The sequence below is a fragment of the Williamsia muralis NBRC 105860 genome (genome assembly GCF_001598915.1).
Lineage (GTDB): Bacteria > Actinomycetota > Actinomycetes > Mycobacteriales > Mycobacteriaceae > Williamsia > Williamsia muralis.
Genome location: NZ_BDAP01000003.1, coordinates 632,752 through 654,818, shown reverse-complemented (window position 1 = coordinate 654,818; position 22,067 = coordinate 632,752). Strand labels below are relative to the sequence as shown.

The window sequence follows — 22,067 nt, the reverse complement described above, 5'->3', positions numbered from 1 at the left end:
TCACTCGATACAGGACTCATCACATGGATTTCGCTTACTCCGACCGATGCCTCGAATACCGAGATCGCCTTCTCGATTTCATGACGGGGCACGTGTATCCGGCGGAGGAGATCTACGCCAGGCAAATGGCCGAATCCGGCAATCCGCATTTCGACCCGCCGATCATCGAAGAACTCAAGACCGAGGCGAAAGAGCGCGGGCTGTGGAATCTCTTCCATCCCGATCCCCGCTACGGCGCAGGTCTGACCAACTCGGAGTACGCGCCACTCGCCGAGATCATGGGTCGAAGTGCTGCACTGGCACCGGAGGCAACCAACTGTTCGGCTCCGGACACCGGGAACATGGAAGTGCTGTCACTGTTCGGCAGTGATGAACACAAAGAGCGCTGGCTGACGCCACTCCTCGAGGGCACGATCCGGTCCGCGTTTGCGATGACCGAACCGGCGGTCGCCAGCTCCGACGCGACAAACATCCAGATGAGCATGACCCGGTCGGGGGACGAGTGGATCCTCAACGGCCGAAAGTGGTGGACGTCGAACGCATTACATCCCAACTGCAAGGTCCTGATCGTGATGGGGAAGACCGATCCCGACGCGGCCGCGCACGCGCAGCAGTCGATGATGGTGGTCCCGATCGACGCTCCAGGTGTCAGCGTGATCCGCAACCTGCCGGTGTTCGGTTATCAGGACAGGGAGGGACACGCCGAAGTTCTCTTCGAGGACGTACGTGTGCCCGACAGCGATGTCCTGGCCGGGGCCGGCGCAGGTTTCATGATCGGGCAGGCCCGCCTGGGTCCGGGACGGATACACCACTGCATGCGAGCGATCGGGATGGCCGAACGCGCACTGGAGTTGATGTGTGAGCGCGCTTCCTCGCGTATCGCATTCGGTAAGCCGCTCGCCGCCCAGGCGAACATCCAGGATTGGATCGCCGAGGCACGCATCGACATCGAGATGAATCGTTTGCTCACACTCAAAGCGGCGTGGTTGATGGACACGGTGGGGAACAAACAAGCGCGCACCGAGATCGCTGCCATCAAGGTCGCCGCACCCAACATGGCGCTCAAGATCGTCGACCGGGCGATACAGGTCCACGGAGGGGGAGGGGTGTCCGACGACTTCCCACTCGCCAGCATGTACGCGCACCTGCGCGCGCTTCGTCTGGCCGACGGTCCCGACGAGGTGCACAAGCGGACCATCGCGCGCCAGGAGCTCGGGCCTTACCGTAAGACGGAGGCGAAGGCATGAGTACGGCCGTCGGGATCGACACCGATCTCGTCACCGAATGGATCGTCGGTCTCGACATCGGAGCTGTTGCCCCGCTGTCGTTTTCGCGTATCGGCAATGGTCAATCGAATCTGACGTACCGCGTCGGGGACGCCGGTGGCCGCCACTGGGTTCTCCGCCGCCCGCCACTGGGAGCGCTGCTGGCATCGGCACATGACGTGCTGCGCGAACACCGGATCATGTCTGCACTGCAGGACACCCCGGTGCCGGTGCCGAAGATGATCGCCACCACCAGTGATCCGGCTGTCACAGACGCCCCGCTTGTGTTGATGGGTTATGTCGACGGGGTTGTGGTCGACGATGTGGCGGTGGCTTCGGAACTGTCGCCCGAACGGCGGCGAGCCATTGGGTTGAGTCTGCCGCGGGCACTGGGCACCGTTCATTCGGTCGACCTCGCCAAGGTCGGTCTCGACGATTTGGCGAGCACGAAGCCGTTTGCGGCCCGACAACTCAAGCGCTGGTCGGCGCAATGGGAACACTCCAAGACCCAGGACATCGCCGAGATCACCGAGGTCGCCCAGGCGCTTGCCGCGCAAGCCCCTGATCAGTCCGAGGTGACACTGGTGCACGGCGACTACTACATGAGCAACGTGATCACCGGGGCCGACAACGGTGAAGTGATCGGCATCGTGGACTGGGAGCTGTGCACGCTCGGTGAACCGCTCGCCGACCTGGGCAACCTGTTGGCGTTCTGGCCGGAAGCCGGAGATGGGGTGGCCGGGCCCTTCACCGCGCCGACACTTCCGGGGTTCCCGCGGCGGGCCGAGTTGATCGCCGGCTATGCCGAGGCGACGGGTCGGGACGTGACCGATGTCGGCTACTGGCACACCCTTGCCCTGTGGCGGTTGACCATCATCGCCGAGGGCGTTCGCCGACGACTGATCAACGATCCGCGCAATGCTTCGCGCGACGGCGGACCCACGAACAAGGTCATCGACGATCTTGTTGTCCGCACTGTGCAGGTGGGGCGCGAATCCGGAATCCTGTGATGGCAGAGACGAACCCGGCCACCGGCCGACAGGGAGGGAACCATGACGCAGAGGCATGAGCTCGCGGGTAAGACTGTTGTCGTCACGGGGGCCACATCGGGGCTGGGCAAGGAAACCGCACGGCACTTGTACGCGCGGGGCGCCGACGTCGTCCTCGTGGCCCGAGACGAGGTGAAGGCCGCAGAAGTGGCAGGCGAGCTCGGATCGGGATCACCGGGTCAATCGCCGACCGGCAGTGTCAGTACAGCGTTGGCAGACTTGTCCGATCTGGCGGATGTGCGTGCGCTGGCGACCGATCTGCAACAGCGATTCGAGCGGATCGATGTGCTGATCAACAACGCCGGCATCGACATCGGTGAGCCGCGTGAGTCCAAGGACGGGTTCGAACTCACCTTTGCGGTCAACTACCTGGCGCCGTTTGTACTCAGTACGTCGCTGGCGCCCGTCATGGCGGAAGCAGCCGCTGCCGGAGAGCCGTCGCGGATAGTGAACATCAGTTCGTCGGGACACCGCGGCGGTCACATCGACATCGAGGATTTGCAGGAGAAGGGCCGTAAGTTCAGTGGTCAACGCGTGTACAACAATTCGAAGTTGGCGCTGACGCTGTTCACGGCCGAACTCGCGCGCCGCAACGACCCAGCTCGATTGGTGGCGAATTGTGCCGATCCGGGATTCGTCAAAGGCACCACTCTCGGGCGTGATCTGCCGTTCGGATATCAGGTGATCGGCGTGTTGCTCACGCCGTTCATGGCGACGGTCGACAAAGGTGCTCGGTCAGCGGTGTGGGCGGCATCCGCACCCGAGGCGGGTACCTTCACCGGCCGCTACGTCAAAGGCGGCAAGCAGATCGAGCCCAGCAAGGAGGCTCAGGACACCGAGCTGGCCGCCCGGCTATGGGACGCCACCGAAGGACTCATCTCCGGCACGTGATGATCATGTCCGGTCTGCCGTGACAGGCCTGGGGATCGCGGCCATCTGCCCCTGCCCGATCCAGCCGGGCACACGACGGCGGACGTCGGCGGGACCGACGATCTGGACCGTGCCGATGGAACACGCTGTCTCCCAAGAGCGGTCGCCCCGCCAGACGGCGGTGAGGTCACGGAGCTCGGCCACAACCGTGGCGGTGGTTTCGAAGCCGGGGTCGTAGTCACAGATGTCCACCTGGCCTTGCGTCACGACCAGCCACCAGCGGTGGGCGTTGGCAGCCACGCCGCCGAGCCGGAAGGCTATCACCGTGCGGCTCGTCGGCCACACGTCTGTGGGTACTGTCCGGCGCATGTCCCACATCAGCAGGTGGGGGTCGAGGTCCTCGTCTCCGAGCTCGCCGATCCAGCGGATGCCCCAGGCGTTGAGGGCCTCGACCACCGACGACAGCTCCCTGCCGCTTGCAGTCATCGCGTAGCTCGTCCGCCCGCCGGCAACGTGGCGTTCGACGACGCCCGCGTGCTCGAGCGTCCGCAACCGCTTGGAGAGCAGTGCCGGTGACATCCGCGGTACGCCGCGCCGCAATTCATTGAAATGTGTACTGCCGGCAAGTAACTCACGAACTACGAGCAGAGTCCATCGTTCGTCGAGTACTTCCATCGCCTTCGCGACAGGACAGAACTGGCCGTATCCGGACATCAACCCTCCTCTGGATCACTCCAGCCAGTACACACCTCGTCTCGGGCACTGACCAGTACAAACTCTGTACTGGATCGGTTCAGATCCAGCACTGGACTGCCGGCGGGCCACGGTCGGACTCTGAGATGAACCGATCACGCAAGAGACGAGGCACATGCCATGACCACCGACACCACCAGAACCACGTCAGGCTCCACCACAGACGAGCTCAAGATGCGGCACCGCGCGATGTGGGCGTCGGGTGACTACCCGGCGGTCGCCACGGAGGTGATCTCCGCTCTCGGTGAGATCCTGGTGGCCGAACTCCACCTGCAGCGCGGCGACCGTGTGCTCGACGTAGCGGCCGGCTCGGGCAACGCGTCCGTACCGGCAGCTCGGACCGGAGCCGAGGTGATCGCGGCGGACCTTGCCCCCGAGCTGTTCGACGCCGGTCGTGCGTTTGCCGCCGAGCAGGGCGTACAGCTGACCTGGCAGGAAGCCGACGCCGAGGCTCTTCCCTTTGCCGACAACGGTTTTGACGTGGTGATGTCGTGCGTGGGCGTGATGTTCGCTCCTGATCACCAGCGATCTGCCGCTGAACTGATCCGGGTCTGCCGCTCGGGAGGGCGTATCGGGTTGATCAGCTGGACGCCCAGCGGGTTCGTCGGCCGGATGTTCGCGACCATGAAGCCGTACGCACCCGCGCCACAACCGGGGGTGCAGCCTCCACCGCTGTGGGGCGACGAAACCCACGTCCGCGAACTGTTCGGCGACCATGCCGACATCACTGCCGAGCGGCGGACACTCACCGTCGACCGCTTTCAGAGTCCTGAAGAGTTCCGCCGCTTCTTCAAGACGACGTACGGACCCACCATCGCGGTGTACAACGCGAACGCGGGGGACCCCGCGGCAGTCGCAGCACTCGACGACGGTCTGGACGATCTCGCCCGCGCTGCGATGAACCACGACGGTGTGATGGAGTGGGAATACCTGTTGGTCACAGCAACTGTGAGATGACCGTTGGTCACTCGCTCAGTTGGTCGACAGTCTTGGTTGATCCCTCGGTGATGATGTCGAGTATCTGGCGATAGGCGGCGGAGTTCGAGCTCACGATCGAACCGTGATCCTCGCCGTCGATCAACACCACACGACCACTGCCGTTCTCGTTCTTCAGCGCAGTGACGTACCGCTGCGACAGCGAGGGGAGTACCACTGTGTCCCGGGTGCCGTGGACCGCGATCACCGGAGTTCCGGGATCCAGATTCTGGATCGGGTCCACCGACGCGTAACGCTCCGGTACCTGCCCGGGAGTTCCGCCGAGGGCCGCGACGATCCGGTCGTCGCCGTTGCGAACTGCCTGCACCATGTCCAGCGGACCGGCCAAGGAGACCACCCTGGTAGGCCGGAACTTCGGATTGCCACCGACCTCGGTCGGATCGAGTTTGTGTCGTGTCCCGCCCCAGACCGCCAGCTGGGCTCCGGCGCTGTGTCCGACCACCAGTGCGTCGGTGGTCTCCAATTGGGGGAACCTCTTGTCGATCGCGATGACATTGTCGAGGGCCTGCGAAACGTCCTCGAATGTGGTCGGCCAACCCCCGCCTGAACCCAGCCGGCGATATTCGATGTTGTACACCGCCATTCCCCGTGCAGCGAGGTCACGGGCGAAGGGATCAAAGAGATCAGCACCCAGTTGGGACTGCCATGCGCCGCCATGGATCAAGACGACCAGCCGGGTCGAATCCACCGCCTGCGGTCCGGCGGGCAGATAGAGATCACCCCAGTTCTGCTCCGGGTCCGTTCCGTCCAGAGTCGGGTAGTCGATCCGGGTCACCGTGACCTCGTCGGAGACCGAGGGCCCGGCGCTCGCGGCGGACGACTGGGCAACCACTGGTCCGGCGTCGCCCCCATCGTCGGAACAGCCGGCGATCAGGCCGGTCAAGGCGGCCAGTGAACCGAGCAGGGCAAAAATGCGGTGTCGTCGCATCGGGAGACCTTCCATGGTGTTCAGGCAGTGGGGTGCATTCAGCTGTCGGCGTCGACGGCAACCGGTGCCATCTTTCGCCATGGCGCCAACACTGCCGGATCCTGCAGTTCCATCCACGCGATCACGTCTTGATAGGTGGCACAGATCGTTTCGGGTTTCACACATGCCTCGCGCATGAAATCAGCTGTTGCGGGGTTGAACGCGTTCCCGCTCCAATCATTGAAGTGATTGGCGATGACCAACGGGGCCCGGTTGCCTTCATAGGCGCGCCGGAACATGTAGTCGTAGGACTCCTTGACGATACGGCGGATCTTCGGTGCGCTGGCGGGGCTGTCCTTGGCCTGGTTGAACGTGAACCAGTAGTTGTAGTCGAGCGCGGTCTGTCTGTGATTGAGCGGTGGTGACCACGTGTACGGGATGGGGAACTCCCAGATGCTGCCGACCTTCGTCGGCCAGTAGATGCCCGGTTGCCGGGCCGCCTTCGACGAATCCCACGTCATGTCGTGCGCTCCCAAGGCCGGGAACAGTTGCCCCATACCGCCTTCGAGGCAGGGCGTACGCCCGCCTTTGACGGCGTCGGGCCCGAAAGCGAGATCGGGTGTGTTCCGGATGTTGTTGAGCGACTTCCACTCGGTCATCAGCCGGAAGAACTGATCGAGTTCGTGGTTCCATTCCGCGGTGGTCCAATCGCGGCCGGGGTTCTTTGTGCCGGCACAGAAATGGCCGACGTAATGAGTGCCCATCTCATGACCGGCGAACCACGTGCGATTGAGATAATCGACCTGTTCGATGACTTCCTTCTCGGTGCCTCCGAAAGCCAACGACGACTCTCCGGCCGCGTAACCGGGGCCGGTGTATTTCTTCTTGTTCTTGTCGGTGAGGAAGTACAAGCCGGTCATCAAGGCCGTGAAGCGTGCATCGACCTCGCTCGCGGTGTCCAGGAACAGATCCCAGTTTTCTGATACGCCGACACCGTCGAAGGAAAACAACACGAACTGGGGCGGTTTGGCGTTCGGCGAAAGTCGTTCCATCGCAACGTTGCTCTCGAGTCGAGCCGGAGCAGGCGGAGGCGTCGAGACGGGTTCGGAGGTGGAGTCGACCGGTCGCACGGCGACACTTGCGGGCCCGTCCCCATCCCCGGTTCCACAGGCGGCCAGGATCACAGCGGCGACAGCCAGTGAGAGCGATCGACGGACGTGATGCTCTATGCGTCGCAACTGCAACGTATTCACCTTTCGCGCGGCCATCGGCCGCCCGAGCGCTGCCTTGACTCGCGCGGAGCTTAACAGTTCGGCAGGTCAACGGCCTGACGAATCGCCGTCGGCCGCAGCGGCGTCCGTACCCGGGAACCATGGTCACGTGTGAGATCGCCGCCGGTGGGTACATCGGATCCGTAAGATCGACAACCGGCCGAGACAGCGGCACTGCCGCTTCGCGCGGGTCGAGTCCCGACCCGCAGGCCTGCCGAGAGCACTGGAGGGGTTCGTGGCTACAACGCATGAAACAACCGCGTCGACGGAAGATGTGTGGCGTGTACTCGCAGACGGCTGGTCGTATGCCAATTGGGTTGTCGGGTCGTCACGGATACGTGCCGTCGATGCGAACTGGCCGCAACCGGGAAGCAACATCGCTCATTCGGTTGGGCTGTGGCCCGTCCTGCTCAACGACCGGACGGAGTCGGTGGGTATGGAGGAAGGGCGCGAGCTGCGATTGATCGCGCGGGCTCTGCCCTTCGGCAAGGCCGAGATCATCCTGCGCCTGCACGAGATCCCGCAAGGATGCCGCATCGAGATGATCGAGCACGCGGCGAACCCGCCGTGGTCACTGATGCCCGACCAGATCCAGCACTTGGCAGTTCATCCGAGGAACTCGGAAGCTCTGCGGCGTCTGGCGTTGCTCGCCGAGCGGTCACGAACGGCGGAGTAGCAGAAAAAAGCTGCATCCAACGGTGTGTCCGTTGGATGCAGCAAGATCCGCCGGCCGTTCGGCCGCGCGAGGTCAGTCGCGTGACCTGGTCCCGTCGGTCTGGTCGAAGAATCGCCAGTCTCCGTCGACGTTGACCTCCATACGGAAACCGAGCTGTCCTGATGGCACCTCGCGATTCTTGAACCACTCGTAGGCGTCTTCGGCGTTGTTGAATTCGACCTTGTCGACAACATCCTCGTCTGGATTGAGAACTCGATACTCCGCCATGTCTCCCTCTCGTCGCCGTACTCGCCCGAGGCTGCTGCCCGGGCCGTCAGGCGGATACCCGCCAGTTCGCAGCGCTACACATCGCGGTGCGTGACGTTCGACTCCTCACGAGCGCGCCGCGGCGGCGGTACCGACTGCGGCGACGACCTCGGTCAGCCGGCTCAGGTCGGGGATCACCGCATCGGCGATCGACGGGTCGTCCCTCTGGCCGAGCCTGTTGACCCACACCCGGGGGATGCCGAGAGCATGAGCCGGGATGATGTCGTGGAAGTAGCCCTGCGCGACGTGGACCCACTGACCGGGTCCGGGGTCGAAGGTCTGGGCGAACCTTTCGAAGTGCGGATGGGCCGGCTTGTACGAACCCACGTCCTCGGCGGTGATGACCGCATCGACAGGAGTCCCGAGGCGGCGCTGCGCTGCGCCGATGATGTCGCGGTCGCAATTGGTCAATAGGGCAAGGCGCCACCCCGATGCCCGCAGGCGGGCCAGCTCGGAAGCTGTGTCGTGAAAGGGCGGCCAGTAGGCGATACCCGTGGCCAGCACGTCGGCGTCGTCGGCCCTGAGGACAAGTCCGGCTTCGTCGGCGGTGCGACGAAACGCCTCGGTCAACACATCGCGGTAGCGCATCTCCGGGTACTGGGCCTGGACCTGCGGTTCGTGCCGGTTGAATGTGTCGAGGAGGTCCGCGCCGCGGCCCGGGAAGACCAGCTCCATCCCGGTCGAGATCCCGTGACGCCAGTCGAGCAACGTGCCGTAACAGTCGAAGGTCGCCCAGCGGATGTCAGTCATGGCCGGCAGCTCGATGGTGTGGTCGCGACGGCATGAGGGAATGTTATCCGCGCGTCGCCTGCCCGGCCCGGGTGCAGCCGGACCGGTACCCGCGGATGCTGTACGGCCACGGCGCAGATCAGCCGCGACCAGACGAATTCGCGCATGCGCCCGCGATCAACATGCCCACCATTGCGGTGGCCATGTCGGGTTGCGGAGGGTCGCCGGTGATCATGTCGCTCCAGATGAACGATTCACCCAGGCGCACGACTGCATACGCGAGACCGGAGGTGTCCGGGTACCGCGAGAGCTCGGGCATGGCCGCCAATTTGCCCACGGTCCACTCGATCAACCTGCCCTGAACCACGCTGTACCGCGAGGTGAGGACCCGCAGTGCGTATTCGGGGTCATCTGCGACGAACCGTTCGAGCGGTTGGTAATTACGAACGGTCTCGGCGAGGAAACCGAAGTTGCTGACGAATTTGTCGGCGTCGAGCTCTCCACCACGCGCCTCGACTCGTTCGATGGCGTCGATGAGTATTCGCCACACCACTTCGCCGAGAACCACTTCCCGGCCCGCGAACCATCGGTAGATCGTCGCGCGGCCGATCTTCAGTTCGCGGGACAGCGCCTGTATGTCGACCCGCCTGCCGGCGAGGAACCAGTCGTGAGCGAGGTCGATCACGTCGTCGCGGTGGACGCGCGACGGTCGGGGTGACCGGCTGTTGACGGCCTGGTGAGACATAAGTAGATTTTGTCTCCGACCGGTCTTCCGGTCAATCAGCACACCGCTTCAGGAGCGCACATGGATTTGCAATGGTCGGCCGCCGATTCGGAGTTTCGAGACGAGGTGCGCGCTTTCCTCGACGAGAAGTTGACCCCGGACCTGCGCCGGGCCGGCCGTCTGATGACCAGCGTCTACTCCGACCACGAGGCGAGCATGGAGTGGCAGCGCATCTTGCACGAGCGGGGCTGGGCAGCGCCTGCGTGGCCGGTCGAGTACGGCGGTTGCGACTGGACCCTCACCCAGCACTACATCTTCAGTCGCGAGTCCATCATCGCCGGGGCACCGTCGTTGTCTCCCATGGGGATTCGGATGGTTGCCCACGCCATCATCGCCTTCGGCACCCAGGAACAGAAGGACTACTATCTGCCAGGGATCCTCACCGGCGAGGTCTTCTTCTGCCAGGGATATTCCGAACCCGAGGCCGGTTCGGATCTTGCGTCCCTCTCGATGGCGGCGAAGGACGACGGCGACGACCTGGTCTGCACCGGTAGCAAGATCTGGACAACCCATGCCTCCGAGGCGAACTGGATGTTCTGCCTCGTTCGCACATCCCGGCAGCACAAGAAGCAGCAGGGCATCACCTTCGTGTTGATCGACATGAACTCGCCGGGCATCGAAGTACGGCCGCTCGTGATGACATCGGGCGAGCAGGTCCAGAATCAGGTGTTCTTCGACAATGTGCGGGTGCCCAAGGCAAACGTGCTCGGAAAGATCGATGACGGCTGGACCGTGGCGAAGTATCTCCTCGTGTTCGAACGAGGCGGGGGTGCCGCCGCCCCGGCGTTGCAGGTGATGGCGGAGTCGCTGGCCACCTCGGCGGCGTCGCAGCCTGGGCCCGGCGGACGCCCGCTCATCGACGATCCCGCGTTCTCTGCCAAGCTGGCCGAAGCCCGCATTCGCACAAAGGTCCTCGAGATCCTGGAATACCGAACGCTATCGGCGATGGCGTCGGGCAAAGATCCGGGCCCTGCCTCGTCGATGCTCAAAGTGCTTGCGACCGAGCTCAGCCAGAAGCTCACCGAACTCACCCTGGAGGCCACCGGTACACGCGGACGGGTCTACCAACCGCACGCGACCAAGCCTGGTGGTCCGATCTCCGAGTTCACCGAGCCCGCGGACGGTTACGTCAGCGGTGAACCTTGGGAGGCTGTCGCGCCACTGCGTTACTTCAACGACCGGGCAGGCTCGATCTACGCCGGTAGCAACGAAATCCAGCGAAACATTCTCGCAAAAGCAGCATTGGGGCTCTGATGGACTTCAACTTGACCAAAGAGCAAGAACTGCTCCGCGATGGCCTCGCCAAGTTCTTGGCCAACCGTTACGACCTGGAAAAGAGTCGGGCGGCCGCCAAGACCGGGGCAGGATGGCAGCCGTCGATCTGGCGAGCCTTCGCCGACGAACTCGGAATCCTCGGTGCGACCCTTCCGGAGGAAGCCGGTGGAATCGGCGGTGGGCCGGTCGAATTGATGATCGTCACCGAAGCCCTCGGCCAGGCGCTTGTTGTCGAGCCCTTCGTGGACACCGTTGTCTTCGGCGGCGGTCTGTTGCAACGGGCGGGCGGGGCTCGTGCCACGGCCGTTCTCGAGAAACTCGTTGCGGGGGATGCGATCACGGCGTTCGCTGCCACCGAACCCACATCGGGTCCTGACTTCAATGACGTGTCGACGATCGCCCGCAGACACGGCGACGAGTGGGTGCTCGACGGCACGAAAGTGGTTGTCAGCAGTGCACCCCTCGCCGGCCATCTGCTTGTCACGGCCCGGACGGCGGGCGGGCGACGTGACACCTCGGGGATCTCGTTGTTCCTGATCGATGTCGATGCCGACAACCCTCCTGAAGGTCTGGCCGTTCACGCCTACCGCACCATCGACGACCGGCGTGCGGCGGATCTCGTGTTCTCCGGGATGCGCCTACCCGCCGATGCCCTTCTGGGCGGCGAGGGCGATGCATGGGCGTCGATCGACCGCGCAGTCGACGAGGCCACGGCGGCGGTGGCATCCGAGGCTGTCGGGCTGATGCGAAAAGTGTTGGGAGACACCGTCGAATACGCCAAGCAGCGTCAGCAGTTCGGTCAGGCGATCGGCAGTTTTCAGGCGTTGCAGCATCGGATGGTCGACATGTACATGGAGCTCGAACAGTCGATTGCCGCGGTGTACCTCGCCATCTTGAATCTGGAGGCCGAGCCCACCGAACGCGCGCTGGCGGTGTCGGCGGCGAAGGCGACCATCGGGCGGGCGGCGCGATTCATCGGGCAGAACGCCGTTCAGTTGCACGGCGGGATGGGCATGACCGAGGAACTCGCGATCGGTCACTACTTCAAACGGCTCACGGCCATTGAGTACGAGTTCGGTTCTGCGGACATGCACATAGCGCGATACGCGGCGCTCACCAAGGCCTGACACCGCATCACTGTTCTCATCCGCACGGGGGCGCAACACCCGCCGGGCGGGCCGCGCAGGCTCGCCCGGCGGTGTCTTCGATACCGACTCGCTCGTCGGGACCGCCGCCCGGGTCAGGGAGCCAGGTTGTCTATTCGCTGCGCCAACATCACGTCGAGGCTTGTGATTCCGCCCGCCGAATGCGTGCTGAGGGTAAAAGTCACTGTGCGCCAACGGATATCCATATCCGGGTGATGGTTGGCCTCTTCCGCGGCCTCGGCCACCCGATTCACCAATGCGATCGCCGCCGGAAAGTCCGGGCAATCGATCGTCTGAGTCAACGATTGGCCCTTGCGTTGCCATTTGGGTAGATCGGCGAGTGCGGCGGTGATGTCGGATTCAGTCAGCAATGCGGTCATCGTCCCGATGTTTCCACCACCAGGCCTTCGCTTCAATCGTCATCGGCGCATCGGTGGATGCTCGCCGGTCACTGGCCGACGACCGGCCGGACGTCAGGGGGAGTGGTCGAGCGATCACAGCACTGTGCGGCCGCTGTCACCGCGACCTGTTCGGGATGGTGGCCGTGGTTGCGGATACCGATGGCCGCCACCACGCCGCCGACGATGAACAGGGCCGCGGTCACCACCAGAACACGGTGGAATGACGCGGTGTCCAGCGTGCCGCCCACGATGATCCCGGTGCAGGCAACAGCGATCAGTCCGGCGATCCGTGAGATCGCGTTGTTCAACGCCGAGCCGATCCCGCTGTGTTGCCGATCGATCGATGCGAGCACGGCCGAGGTCAGCGGCGTGACGGTGATCGACAGGCCGAGCCCGAAGAGCACGAGCCCGGGGAGCATCTGTGTCCAGAAATCGAAATCGTCGACAGTGGTGAGCATGAGCAGGTAACCGCATCCGGCGACGATCGGTCCGGACGCCATGAACACGCGGGGCCCGTAGCGTGCCGACAGCGCTCCCACCGGCCGGGCGATGAAGAACGAGAGCAGCGGGACCGGCAACGTCGCGAGCCCGGCCATCAATGCCGAGAAGCCCGCGACCTCTTGCAGGAACAGAGCCGTCACAAGCGTGCCCATCGACAATCCGGCGTAGATGAACGTCGTCGAGAGATTGCCGACACCGAAGTTCCTGACCGCGAACATCTTCGCTGGGATCATCGGATGGTCGGTGTGCGTTTCGCGCCAGCCCAGCGCCGCCAGGCACAACAGTCCGAGTGTCAAGGCTGCAGCCACGGCGGGGTTGCTCAGACCGAGACGTTGCTGCTCGATGAGGGCGTAGACGGTTCCGGCGAGACCGCCGGCCGTCAGCACTGCGCCTGGTACGTCGATGCGTTCGCGCGGCGTCGTCCGAGCCGGTTCGGCGAGTCGCATCGACAGCACCAGGGTGATCGTCACCGGCACGACGTTGACGGCAAAGATCCACCGCCAGTTCAACGTGTCGACGAGTACACCACCGAGTAGTGGACCTATCACAAAGGCCGTGCCGGTCCATGCGGTCCAGGTACCGATCGCCTTGGGCTGGTCGTCCGGGGTGAACGCCGAGTTGATCAATGCGAGCGAACTGGGCACCAGCAGGGCCGCGCCCACACCTTGCAGCCCGCGGGCGATGATCAGGACTAGGTCGGTCGGCGCAGCCGCGCACGCGACGGATGCCAGGCCGAAGATCACGAGCCCGATCCGGAGCATCGGCAAGCGCCCGAACGCATCAGAGATCGCGCCGGCCACCAGTATCAGTGCGCCCAGGGTGAGGAGGTATGCATCGACCACCCACTGCTGTGTACTCAGCCCACCTCCGAGGTCGTCCGAGATGGCGGGAAGGGCGAGGTTCACCACCGATCCGTCGAGAAACGCGACAAAAGACGCGAGGATCGCGACAACCAGGACGGGACCGGGCGTGGGCGCGGAGGTGGGCGTGGCGGCGCTCACCTCCATCGCCACCCTCGAGTCGGTGCGAAGCGGTGCAATCCCATGGTCGGACGGTAGCCGGTGTGGACTGCGCTGTCAGGAAGCAGTCGCCGCAGACGCGCGCCTCAGTGCACGGTTGTACACTGAATGCATGATCGATGTGGATGGCCCGCGGCAAGACGAGGTTCGCGCGCTGGCGGAATTGGCCTTCGAGGAGGTCGGGAAGGCGGTGACCGGCGTGGGCACCGTGCACCGGGCGATCTCTGACCGCGTGTTCTCGGGGGTGCAGCTCGGTGTCGGCCCCTGGGCTGCACCGTCGCGAATCATCCACAATGCGATCGCCGATGGAACATATCGATCCATCGCCGTAGCCTGTGAGGTGGCAGCGCAGGTGGCATTACGGACGGTCGACGGACGTGGGCGGGTGCCCTCGGAGACGAGACGCGGTGCGATTGCGCTCGGTGCGTTGACCGGTTTGATCGGTGACGCGCTCGCCGAACAGGATTCGCCACTGGCCACGCCGATGTCGCTTCGGGTCGACGGGCGAATTCCACACGCGGACAAGGAATCCCTGTCGAAAGCGTATCCTCGTGCGACGCCCAAGCTGGTCTTCTTCACGCACGGACTGATGGAGACCGAAGTCGCCTGGGGTATCGGCGGCAGGCCGACGTATGGGGCCAGATTGTCCGCGGAGCTCGGCTTCAGCGAACTGCAGGTGCGTTACAACACGGGTAGGCACATCTCCGAGAACGGCCGTGAATTCGCCGCGCTCATCGAGGACGTGGTGAGGAACTGGCCTGTACCCGTGGAGGAGATCGTGCTGGTCGGCCACTCGATGGGTGGTCTTGTGGCACGTAGCGCCTGTCACGGGGCCTCTCTCGTCGGGTCTGAGTGGGCCGGAAAGGTCCGCCACATCGTTTGTCTCGGATCTCCGCATCTGGGGGCCCCGTTGGCGAGGACCGTACACACCGCCACCGCGCTGTTGCAGCTGCTGCCCGAGTCCCGTCCGATCGGCCGGCTGCTACACAGGCGCAGCGCCGGGATCCGGGACCTGTACGCCGGTTCGCTGGTGGACGAGGACTGGACGGGCCGAGACCTCGATGCCTTGCGCCAGGCCGCAATCGCGGAGGTTCCGTTGCTCGCCGATGCCGAGCACAGTTTCGTCTCGGCCTCGATCACCCGAGACCCCGAACACCTGCTCGGTCGCTACCTCGGTGACGGTTTGGTGTTGCATGTCAGTGCCCGTGGCCGGGACAAGCTGCGCGACATCGGTTTTCGTGACGATGACGGGATGCATCTCGGATCGGCCCACCACTTCACCCTGCTCAACAACGAAGCCGTCTACGAGTGGCTGGCGACGCGGCTGCGGGAGAAGTCGACACCGGTCGGCTGATCAGCCGGCCGACGTCAGGGAAGCGCTGCGCTCCCGGAACCTCATCGGGGCGTCCGCAACCGTGCCGTGGCGCAAGGTGAGGACATCGCGGTAGTAGTTCATCCGCAGCCTCCAGGGAGCACGTGAACCCTGGTGCGGAAAAGAGTCGACCGAACGCAGAACGTATCCGGCAGCGAAATCGAGGAACGGTTCCTCCTGTACGGACGGGTCCTTCACCGGGACGCTTTCGCCGTATCCGTTGGCGTCCATGTGGTCGAGCAGGCGACACATGTACTCGCACACCAGGTCTGCCTTCAAGGTCCACGATGCGTTCGTGTACCCGACAACGTAGAAGAAATTGGGGATGCCGCTGAGCATCATGCCCTTGTAGGTCATCGTGTCGGTGAGGTCGACTTCCTCCCCGTCGACCACGAACGTGAGCCCGCCCAGGGCGAGCAGATTGAGGCCGGTGGCCGTGACGATGATGTCGGCGTCGAGATGGTCGCCGGATTCCAGCTCGATGCCGCTTTCGGTGAACGTGGCGATCCGGTCGGTGGCCATGGACACCGACCCTTTTCTGATGGCGCGGAACAAGTCGCTGTCGGGCACGAGGCACAAGCGCTGATCCCAGGGGTTGTAGCGCGGGGCGAAGTGGGTGTCGATGTCGAAATCTGGCAGTTGTCGCTCTTGCCATGACCGGATCTGCTTCTTCATGAACTGTGGATAACGTTGACACAGTTGATAGATGGCGGTGGAGACGGCGATTCCCTTGCCGCGCGCGGCAGCGTAGGCCCATTTCGCGGGAAGCAGTTTGCGCAGTCTGTTCGCAATGGCATCCTGCTTGGGAATGGAGATGACGTAGGACGGCGAACGCTGGAGCATGGTGACGTGCGCGGCTTCGGGGGCCATCGACGGTGCCAAGGTGACGGCGGTGGCCCCGCTGCCGATGATCACCACCCGCTTGTCGGTGTAGTCGAGATCGTTCGGCCAGTGCTGCGGATGCACGATGGTCCCTGAGAACTGCTCGATCGCAGGGAAGTCGGGTGTGTAGCCCTCGTCGTAGCGGTAGTAGCCGCTACAGGACACCAGGAAGTTGGCGGAGATGGTCTCGGTCTGGGTTTCGGCGCCCACGTCGGTGCGCTCGATGTGAACCCTCCAGAGCTGTTCGCTGCTCGACCATTCCGCACGCACGGCCCGGCGGTTGAACCGGATCGTCTCATCGATCCCGTATTCGGCGGCTGTTGCCCGGACGTATTCCAGGATGGAGGGGCCGTCTGCGATCGCGTTGTCACCCACCCAGGGCCGGAACTTGTATCCGAGGGTGAACATGTCCGAATCGGACCGGATCCCGGGGTACTTGAACAGGTCCCATGTACCGCCGATGCGGGGCCGGCTCTCCAGGATCGCGATGCTCCGGTCGGGGAACTTCTCCCGCACGTGGCAGGCGGCGCCGACTCCTGAGAGTCCTGCTCCGATGATCAAGACATCTACGTGATCTGACAGGGTCATCGGTCCTCTTCGGTCGTGCCGGCGGCGATCGCGCAGGTCACCGTGTCTTTTGAGGGACGGTCGCGTTCTCGCTGTTTCCTTTGCGAAGCAGTTTCCTCGTTCACGAAGCTGTGCAACTATGAGCGTCACGGTCAAAACGAGGACAGGCTCTCCATCACATGCAACGCACCACGCATCGTACGTACTACTTCTTCGCATTGGCCATGATCCTGCTGGTCGGTGTCGGGTCGACCCAGTGGGCGCAGGCCGGGTCCGCAGAAGCGGCCGGGCCGAACAGGGTGGAGGCGACGGCGGACGGTCTCGAGCTCGATGGATCGCCATGGTGGCCGAGCGGTTTCAACGCCTACCAGCTCGCGACCGATTGGTCGGTGAACCAGGGTTGCGGCGCGATGGTCGACCTCGACTCCTACTTCTCGTCGCTCGAGCCCAACTCCCTCACCCGCTTCAACGCTTTCCAGCGCCTGGCGGTCAACAAGTTCACGGGCGAGCTCGATTTCGGTCCGATGGACGCAGTGTTCGCCGCGGCCGAAGCCCATGACCAGATGCTCGTGCCGGTCTTCACCGGTGGCGACGGTGCCTGCGAAGACGAGTTGTTCAAGGGTCGGAGCTGGTACACGTCCGGCTGGAAGACCCTGGTCCCGGCAGGGGCGCCCCTACGGTTCGATCAATGGGTGACCACAGCGGTCAACCGGTGGAAGTCGTCGCCTGCGCTGGCCGGTTGGGAATTGGTCGGCGAACCCGAGACGAGTCTGTGCGGCGATTCTGCGTGCAGTTGGCAGAACCGGACGTGCCCGTCCGACTCGGGTCAGATCCTGCGGAACTTCTTCGACCAAGCCGGCGCCAAGGTTCGGGCAGCGGATCCGTCCACCCCGATCTGGGCAGGCCTGCTCGGTGGCGGGCAATGTGGGTCGGCCGGCGGTGACTATCAGCTGCTGGGGGCTTCACCCCACGTCGACGTGCTCGAGTACCACGACTACGGCGCTGACGGCGTGCCGCTGCCCGGCGACGTGTGGAATGGCCTCGCCACCCACATCGTGCAGGCCCAGGCGGTCGGCAAGCCACTGGTGGTCGCCGAGATCGGGCAGAACGCCGGGTCGTGCGGCACCCGTGAGGATCGGGTGGACGACTTCGAGACCAAAATCGACGGCCAGCGCGCCGCCGGTACTGCGGGAGCGCTGTTCTGGGCCTTTGTGCCAGATCCGCGCGAGCAGCAATGCACGTTCGACATCGGCCCGGACGATCCCGCTTTCGATCTTGTTGCCGAGCTCAACACGGTTGGGCCCTGACGCGCCGCAGACCGCGCTGTCATCGGTGAACGCGATACCGTCCTGCCCATGATCGAGCGACTACAGGCCGAACGAGTCATCCCCGCGAACGTCGAAGATGTGTTCGCGGTGTTGACCGATCCGCAAGGTCACGTGGCGATCGACGCATCCGGGATGTTGATGAGTGCCACAGGCGACCGTGTCGCTGCAGTAGGGGACACGTTTGTCGTGCACATGGACCGCGAGGCCCTGGGGGACGTACCGATCGGGGAGTACGACGTCTCGGTTGTCATCGAGACGTTTGTCTCCGGTCGCGAGATCTCATGGACCGTCAAGGGCCGTTTACGACCGCAGATCGGCCACGTCTACGGCTATGAGCTTCATCCCGAGGGTGAGACCGGTACGCGTGTGGTGTCGTTTTACGACTGGTCGAACATCCATCCGGAGTGGCGAGCCAAAGGGATCTTTCCGGTGATCTCTGCCACTGCGCTACGCAGTACCCTCGGCATCCTCGACCGAACCGTACGCCGCGGATACCCGCTGGCCTCGCCAGATACGCGCTAGTCGTACGGCGGACTCCGCCAAGGCTTCCGTTCGGTCCGCGGAGGTATTCCGCACCCAGGGAATAGTTGATTGCCGCATGTAACTTATATAAGTTGTGTAGTGCAATCAATTATATGAGGGAGAAGTCGTCGTGCCGGTGTCGTCAGGAACAGCGAGCGAACTGATCGAGGAGCTGTACCTGATGGGTCGCGCTTTTCGCGGAGCTGTCGTGTCCACGGACGAAGGGCCGACATTGCCAGGTGGTCTCGGTGTGCTCATGGCCCTGGAGGCACGAGGGCAGTGCCGCCAGAACGAGTTGGCGTCGGATCTGTGCATCAGTCAATCCGCGTTGAGTCGGCACGTGGCCGAGTTGGTCGCCGAGGGATACGTCGCTCGCCGTCCGGACCCCGGTGACGGGCGGGCCACGCAGTTGCTGACGACGAGTGCGGGTCGCGAGCTCCTCGGTCGAACGAGGGCTGCGCGTGCCGAGTCGTTACAGACCGCACTCGACGACTGGGACGAAGCAGACGCGCAAGCGGCCGGCAGCGCCTTTCGCAAACTCAGAGGTTCATTGACCAGACACGCGCACCGGGCCGATCGGCCGGCGCAGAAAACGATCACAGGGAAAGACGGGAAGTAGATGTCAAGTTCAACCGAGGCGGTGGCGAAGCACGATCCATACGCGATGTCCCACCGCGAAATCCTCGAGGCGATGATCGGGCTGCTCGCAGCGTTGTTCACCGCTTTGCTGAGCACAACGATCGTCGCCACCGCCCTGCCGACGATCATCGGCGATCTGAAGGGGTCGCAGACGGCCTACGCCTGGGTGATCACCACCGCCCTGCTCGCCAACGCGGCGTCGACGCCGATCTGGGGCAAGCTGGCCGACATCTTCAGCAAGAAGATGCTCGTCCAGAGCGCGATCATCATCTTCGTGGTCGGCTCGATCATCGCCGGCTTGGCGCACAACGTGCCGATTCTCCTCGCGGCCCGCGTTGTCCAGGGAATCGGAATGGGTGGTCTCACCGCGCTGGTCGTCGCAATCATCGGCAGCATCGTGTCTCCCCGTGAGCGCGGCCGGTACTCCGGATACATGGGCGCCACCATGGCCGTCTCGATGTCCGGCGGGCCCATCCTGGGCGGCGTCATCGTCGACAGCCCACTCGGCTGGCGCTGGTGCTTCTTCGTCTGCGTGCCACTGGCAGTGATCGCCCTGTTCCTGCTGCAGAAGACCCTCCGGATCAAGACCGAGCGCGCCGAGAACATCTCCATCGACTGGCTGGGAGCCACCTTGCTGACCGCAGGCGTTTCCGTGCTGTTGATCTGGGTCTCGTTCGCGGGCAAAGCCGGGTACTACGACTGGATCTCCCGAGAGTCCGCGATGTATGTCGGTGGCGGACTGCTTCTGCTGGTGGCCACCGTGCTGGTGGAATCGCGTGTCAAAGCGCCGATCATCCCGCTCAAGATCGTGACCGAGCGCACCACCGGACTCGCCATCATCGCGTCCATCGCAGTGGGACTGGGGATGTTCGGTTCGACGACGTTCCTGGGCCAGTACTTCCAGACCGCGCGCGGTTTCTCGCCGACCATCGCCGGCATGCTCTCGATTCCGCTTGTCATCGGGATGCTGATCGCCTCGGTGGGATCGGGTCAACTGATCAGCCGGTTCGGCAAGTGGAAGGTGTTCATGGTGACCGGCTCGGTTCTGCTCATCGTCGGCTTCGCTCTGCTGGGGACGATCGACCACGCGACCAACCTCTGGTCGGTGAGTATCTTCACCCTGATCGTTGGGCTCGGCACAGGCATGCTGATGCAGAACCTCGTGCTGGTGGTCCAGAACACGGTCAGCGTCCACAACATCGGAGCTGCCTCGAGCAACGTGGCGTTCTTCCGGACCTTCGGCGGCGCAATCGGCGTCTCGGTCCTCGGGTCGGTCCTGGCCACTCGCGTGGCGGACCTCTCGTCGGGCGGCCTTGCACGGCTCGGGATCACAGGCGGCTCCTCCGGCGGCAGCCTCGACATCGACTCACTGCCGGGACCGGTCGAATCGATCATTCGCGCCGCTTACGGTGATGCAACAGGGCGGATCTTCCTGATCGCAGCTGCGGCAGCGGTTGTTGCGCTGATTGCGGTGTCGCTCCTGCCCAACCGGCCGCTGCGCCGGACGATCGATCTCGACTCGACACCCGACGGGACCGAATCCGAAACGTCCGGCGACTCCGAGCCGGCCGATCGGGACGACAACACCCGGGCCACCGTCAAGGTCTGATACACCGACCCGATCTGGGCCGAGGGACCCCGTGCACGATGCCGTGCGCGGGGTTCCGCCGTCTGATGGTGTCGAGCGGTGGAGGGCTGGGTACCCGGAGCAGATGAGCGAGACACAACCACGCACCGTTGTGGTCACCGGAGCGACGGGAAATGTGGGCACGAGCGTCATCGAAGCCCTCGGTTCCCGGTCCGAGGTGAGGTCCATTCGCGCCATCGCACGCCGCCCGACCGATCTCACGTACCCGAAAACCGAGTTCCTCGTTGCCGATACGGGACAGGACGATCTGCGGCCTCTCTTTCGTGGGGCAGACGTAGTCATCCATCTCGCGTGGATCTTTCAACCCACCCATGATCCCGTGTCGACATGGGAGAACAACGTCGGCGGCGCGATCCGGGTGTTCGAGGCCGCTGCGGCCGAGGATGTGTCGGCTGTCGTGTACTCATCCTCGGTCGCCGCCTACTCGCCTGGTCCGAAGGACACCCCCGTCGATGAGAGCTGGCCGACCAACGGCTGGCCGGGTGCTGCCTACCCGCGCGAGAAGGCGTATCTCGAGCGGTGGCTGGACGGCTACGAGCACAACAACCCCGAGATGCGGGTCGTGAGGATGCGGCCTGGGTTCATCTTCAAACGCGAGGCATCCACGGCGCAACGGCGTCTCTTCGTCGGGCCGTTCCTTCCTCGGCAGCTGGTCCGCAGCGCCTTGATCCCCGTGGTTCCGAGGACGCCGGGGCTGTCGTTCCAGGCGTTGCACAGCGCGGATGTGGGCGAGGCATTTGCCGAGGCGACCGTCCGGCCGGTCCGTGGGGCATTCAACCTCGCGACCGACGAGAAGGTGGACGCCAAGTACCTGGCGAAGATGCTCGGGGCGCGTTCGATCCCTGCGCCGGCGTCGTTGCTGCGTGCTGGGGTGTGGGCAGCGTGGCACGCCCATGTCATCCCCGCCTCACCTGGCCTGTTCGACACCGTCTTACGACTGCCCCTGATGGACATCACACGCGCTCGACGAGAGCTCGGCTGGTCCCCGCGCTACACCGCGAAGGACGCGCTGGAGGAGTTCGTCGAAGGGGTCCGGGAGGGTTCGGGTATGGATACCGAACCGTTGGCACCGGACGGGCCTGCCCGCAGGATCGCAGAACTCTCGCAGGGTGTCGGCAGGCGCGATCGGTGACGGGCGCAGTATGCGTTCGTGATCGGTGAT

Annotated in this window: 22 protein-coding genes; 13 read left to right on the top strand and 9 right to left on the bottom strand. The window is 64.2% G+C overall.

Annotated elements, in window-relative coordinates; all coding sequences use genetic code 11:
• The first annotated feature begins 23 nt into the window (after positions 1-23).
• From WIMU1_RS15065 to WIMU1_RS15055, 3 genes are read left to right on the top strand one after another with little or no spacing between them, the layout of a single operon-like run.
• Positions 24-1,247 (top strand): acyl-CoA dehydrogenase family protein, encoded by a 1,224-nt coding sequence (locus WIMU1_RS15065; protein WP_062798359.1) that lies wholly within the window; start codon positions 24-26, stop codon positions 1,245-1,247.
• Positions 1,244-2,275 carry a phosphotransferase family protein gene (locus tag WIMU1_RS15060; protein ID WP_062798357.1) on the top strand — a complete coding sequence of 344 codons (1,032 nt, stop codon included), beginning with the start codon at positions 1,244-1,246 and terminating at the stop codon, positions 2,273-2,275. The genes WIMU1_RS15065 and WIMU1_RS15060 overlap by 4 nt, the downstream gene beginning before the upstream one ends.
• A 42-nt stretch (positions 2,276-2,317) precedes the next feature.
• Positions 2,318-3,205 (top strand): SDR family oxidoreductase, encoded by an 888-nt coding sequence (locus WIMU1_RS15055; protein WP_062798355.1) that lies wholly within the window; start codon positions 2,318-2,320, stop codon positions 3,203-3,205.
• A 3-nt stretch (positions 3,206-3,208) separates the two neighbouring features.
• On the opposite strand, the gene WIMU1_RS15050 is transcribed toward WIMU1_RS15055, so the two are convergent.
• Positions 3,209-3,898, bottom strand: a complete 690-nt coding sequence (locus tag WIMU1_RS15050; protein WP_062798353.1) for a winged helix-turn-helix transcriptional regulator — start codon at positions 3,896-3,898, stop codon at positions 3,209-3,211.
• 159 nt (positions 3,899-4,057) lie between these two features.
• Between WIMU1_RS15050 and WIMU1_RS15045 the strand changes: the two genes are divergently transcribed.
• Entirely contained in the window at positions 4,058-4,894 is an 837-nt protein-coding gene (locus WIMU1_RS15045; protein WP_062798351.1) for a class I SAM-dependent methyltransferase, read from the top strand.
• A gap of 7 nt (positions 4,895-4,901) precedes the next feature.
• On the opposite strand, the gene WIMU1_RS15040 is transcribed toward WIMU1_RS15045, so the two are convergent.
• Both WIMU1_RS15040 and WIMU1_RS15035 read right to left on the bottom strand, forming a co-directional pair.
• Positions 4,902-5,861, bottom strand: coding sequence for an alpha/beta hydrolase family protein (locus WIMU1_RS15040; protein ID WP_023958133.1), 960 nt, complete (start codon positions 5,859-5,861; stop codon positions 4,902-4,904).
• A gap of 38 nt (positions 5,862-5,899) precedes the next feature.
• On the bottom strand, positions 5,900-7,084 hold the full coding sequence (locus WIMU1_RS15035; protein WP_174548739.1) for a polysaccharide deacetylase family protein: 1,185 nt from the start codon (positions 7,082-7,084) through the stop codon (positions 5,900-5,902).
• Between the two features lie 262 nt (positions 7,085-7,346).
• Here WIMU1_RS15035 and WIMU1_RS15030 point away from each other — a divergent pair, with 262 nt between their 5' ends.
• Positions 7,347-7,787, top strand: a complete 441-nt coding sequence (locus WIMU1_RS15030) for an SRPBCC family protein (RefSeq protein WP_062798349.1) — start codon at positions 7,347-7,349, stop codon at positions 7,785-7,787.
• 72 nt (positions 7,788-7,859) lie between these two features.
• Here WIMU1_RS15030 and WIMU1_RS15025 read toward each other — a convergent pair whose 3' ends face one another.
• The 3 genes from WIMU1_RS15025 to WIMU1_RS15015 form a co-directional block, all read right to left on the bottom strand.
• The gene (locus tag WIMU1_RS15025; RefSeq protein ID WP_023958137.1) at positions 7,860-8,054 is read right to left on the bottom strand and encodes a hypothetical protein; all 195 of its coding nucleotides are present in this window, start codon (positions 8,052-8,054) and stop codon (positions 7,860-7,862) included.
• A gap of 105 nt (positions 8,055-8,159) precedes the next feature.
• Positions 8,160-8,843 carry an HAD family hydrolase gene (locus tag WIMU1_RS15020; protein ID WP_062798347.1) on the bottom strand — a complete coding sequence of 228 codons (684 nt, stop codon included), beginning with the start codon at positions 8,841-8,843 and terminating at the stop codon, positions 8,160-8,162.
• Positions 8,844-8,961: 118 nt separating this feature from the next.
• Positions 8,962-9,567 carry a QsdR family transcriptional regulator gene (locus WIMU1_RS15015; RefSeq protein WP_062798345.1) on the bottom strand — a complete coding sequence of 202 codons (606 nt, stop codon included), beginning with the start codon at positions 9,565-9,567 and terminating at the stop codon, positions 8,962-8,964.
• A gap of 60 nt (positions 9,568-9,627) precedes the next feature.
• On the opposite strand from WIMU1_RS15015, the gene WIMU1_RS15010 reads away from it, so the two are divergent.
• Both WIMU1_RS15010 and WIMU1_RS15005 read left to right on the top strand, forming a co-directional pair.
• A complete protein-coding gene (locus WIMU1_RS15010; protein WP_062798344.1) occupies positions 9,628-10,860 on the top strand; it encodes an acyl-CoA dehydrogenase family protein in 1,233 nt (410 codons plus the stop codon).
• Positions 10,860-12,008: an acyl-CoA dehydrogenase family protein gene (locus WIMU1_RS15005; RefSeq protein ID WP_062798342.1), complete on the top strand. Its 1,149-nt coding sequence runs from the start codon at positions 10,860-10,862 to the stop codon at positions 12,006-12,008. Before WIMU1_RS15010 ends, WIMU1_RS15005 begins: the two co-directional genes overlap by 1 nt.
• A 113-nt stretch (positions 12,009-12,121) precedes the next feature.
• Here the strand turns inward: WIMU1_RS15005 and WIMU1_RS15000 are convergent, their stop codons facing one another.
• Positions 12,122-12,406 (bottom strand): 4a-hydroxytetrahydrobiopterin dehydratase, encoded by a 285-nt coding sequence (locus tag WIMU1_RS15000; protein WP_062798341.1) that lies wholly within the window; start codon positions 12,404-12,406, stop codon positions 12,122-12,124.
• A gap of 68 nt (positions 12,407-12,474) precedes the next feature.
• Complete coding sequence (locus tag WIMU1_RS14995) at positions 12,475-13,935, bottom strand: MFS transporter (protein WP_062798339.1); 1,461 nt, start codon at positions 13,933-13,935, stop codon at positions 12,475-12,477.
• 124 nt (positions 13,936-14,059) lie between these two features.
• Between WIMU1_RS14995 and WIMU1_RS14990 the strand changes: the two genes are divergently transcribed.
• Positions 14,060-15,301 (top strand): lipase family alpha/beta hydrolase, encoded by a 1,242-nt coding sequence (locus tag WIMU1_RS14990; RefSeq protein WP_062798337.1) that lies wholly within the window; start codon positions 14,060-14,062, stop codon positions 15,299-15,301.
• On the opposite strand, the gene WIMU1_RS14985 is transcribed toward WIMU1_RS14990, so the two are convergent.
• Positions 15,302-16,789, bottom strand: coding sequence for a flavin-containing monooxygenase (locus WIMU1_RS14985; RefSeq protein WP_062798335.1), 1,488 nt, complete (start codon positions 16,787-16,789; stop codon positions 15,302-15,304).
• A gap of 158 nt (positions 16,790-16,947) precedes the next feature.
• On the opposite strand from WIMU1_RS14985, the gene WIMU1_RS14980 reads away from it, so the two are divergent.
• The 5 genes from WIMU1_RS14980 (at position 16,948) to WIMU1_RS14960 (ending at position 22,037) form a co-directional block, all read left to right on the top strand.
• On the top strand, positions 16,948-18,075 hold the full coding sequence (locus tag WIMU1_RS14980; protein ID WP_062798333.1) for a beta-mannosidase: 1,128 nt from the start codon (positions 16,948-16,950) through the stop codon (positions 18,073-18,075).
• A gap of 48 nt (positions 18,076-18,123) precedes the next feature.
• Positions 18,124-18,618, top strand: a complete 495-nt coding sequence (locus WIMU1_RS14975; protein ID WP_062798329.1) for an SRPBCC family protein — start codon at positions 18,124-18,126, stop codon at positions 18,616-18,618.
• Between the two features lie 136 nt (positions 18,619-18,754).
• A complete protein-coding gene (locus WIMU1_RS14970; protein ID WP_245969008.1) occupies positions 18,755-19,237 on the top strand; it encodes a MarR family winged helix-turn-helix transcriptional regulator in 483 nt (160 codons plus the stop codon).
• Positions 19,238-20,866 carry an MDR family MFS transporter gene (locus tag WIMU1_RS14965; RefSeq protein ID WP_084248271.1) on the top strand — a complete coding sequence of 543 codons (1,629 nt, stop codon included), beginning with the start codon at positions 19,238-19,240 and terminating at the stop codon, positions 20,864-20,866. It abuts the gene before it with no gap.
• A 103-nt stretch (positions 20,867-20,969) separates the two neighbouring features.
• Complete coding sequence (locus tag WIMU1_RS14960) at positions 20,970-22,037, top strand: NAD-dependent epimerase/dehydratase family protein (RefSeq protein WP_062798325.1); 1,068 nt, start codon at positions 20,970-20,972, stop codon at positions 22,035-22,037.
• The last annotated feature ends 30 nt before the right edge of the window (positions 22,038-22,067 follow it).

What these genes read in the sequence shown, in the direction of transcription:
- WIMU1_RS15060 (WP_062798357.1), top strand. Translation starts at nt 1,244, where the DNA reads ATGAGTACGGCCGTCGGGATCGACACCGATCTCGTCACCGAATGGATC.
- WIMU1_RS15025 (WP_023958137.1), bottom strand. Translation starts at nt 8,054, where the DNA reads ATGGCGGAGTATCGAGTTCTCAATCCAGACGAGGATGTTGTCGACAAG.
- WIMU1_RS14960 (WP_062798325.1), top strand. Translation starts at nt 20,970, where the DNA reads ATGAGCGAGACACAACCACGCACCGTTGTGGTCACCGGAGCGACGGGA.
- WIMU1_RS14975 (WP_062798329.1), top strand. Translation starts at nt 18,124, where the DNA reads ATGATCGAGCGACTACAGGCCGAACGAGTCATCCCCGCGAACGTCGAA.
- WIMU1_RS15040 (WP_023958133.1), bottom strand. Translation starts at nt 5,861, where the DNA reads ATGCGACGACACCGCATTTTTGCCCTGCTCGGTTCACTGGCCGCCTTG.
- WIMU1_RS15045 (WP_062798351.1), top strand. Translation starts at nt 4,058, where the DNA reads ATGACCACCGACACCACCAGAACCACGTCAGGCTCCACCACAGACGAG.
- WIMU1_RS15005 (WP_062798342.1), top strand. Translation starts at nt 10,860, where the DNA reads ATGGACTTCAACTTGACCAAAGAGCAAGAACTGCTCCGCGATGGCCTC.
- WIMU1_RS15000 (WP_062798341.1), bottom strand. Translation starts at nt 12,406, where the DNA reads ATGACCGCATTGCTGACTGAATCCGACATCACCGCCGCACTCGCCGAT.
- WIMU1_RS14990 (WP_062798337.1), top strand. Translation starts at nt 14,060, where the DNA reads ATGATCGATGTGGATGGCCCGCGGCAAGACGAGGTTCGCGCGCTGGCG.
- WIMU1_RS14995 (WP_062798339.1), bottom strand. Translation starts at nt 13,935, where the DNA reads ATGGAGGTGAGCGCCGCCACGCCCACCTCCGCGCCCACGCCCGGTCCC.
- WIMU1_RS15050 (WP_062798353.1), bottom strand. Translation starts at nt 3,898, where the DNA reads ATGTCCGGATACGGCCAGTTCTGTCCTGTCGCGAAGGCGATGGAAGTA.
- WIMU1_RS14965 (WP_084248271.1), top strand. Translation starts at nt 19,238, where the DNA reads ATGTCAAGTTCAACCGAGGCGGTGGCGAAGCACGATCCATACGCGATG.
- WIMU1_RS15010 (WP_062798344.1), top strand. Translation starts at nt 9,628, where the DNA reads ATGGATTTGCAATGGTCGGCCGCCGATTCGGAGTTTCGAGACGAGGTG.
- WIMU1_RS14980 (WP_062798333.1), top strand. Translation starts at nt 16,948, where the DNA reads ATGCAACGCACCACGCATCGTACGTACTACTTCTTCGCATTGGCCATG.
- WIMU1_RS15020 (WP_062798347.1), bottom strand. Translation starts at nt 8,843, where the DNA reads ATGACTGACATCCGCTGGGCGACCTTCGACTGTTACGGCACGTTGCTC.
- WIMU1_RS15065 (WP_062798359.1), top strand. Translation starts at nt 24, where the DNA reads ATGGATTTCGCTTACTCCGACCGATGCCTCGAATACCGAGATCGCCTT.
- WIMU1_RS15015 (WP_062798345.1), bottom strand. Translation starts at nt 9,567, where the DNA reads ATGTCTCACCAGGCCGTCAACAGCCGGTCACCCCGACCGTCGCGCGTC.
- WIMU1_RS14985 (WP_062798335.1), bottom strand. Translation starts at nt 16,789, where the DNA reads ATGACCCTGTCAGATCACGTAGATGTCTTGATCATCGGAGCAGGACTC.
- WIMU1_RS15055 (WP_062798355.1), top strand. Translation starts at nt 2,318, where the DNA reads ATGACGCAGAGGCATGAGCTCGCGGGTAAGACTGTTGTCGTCACGGGG.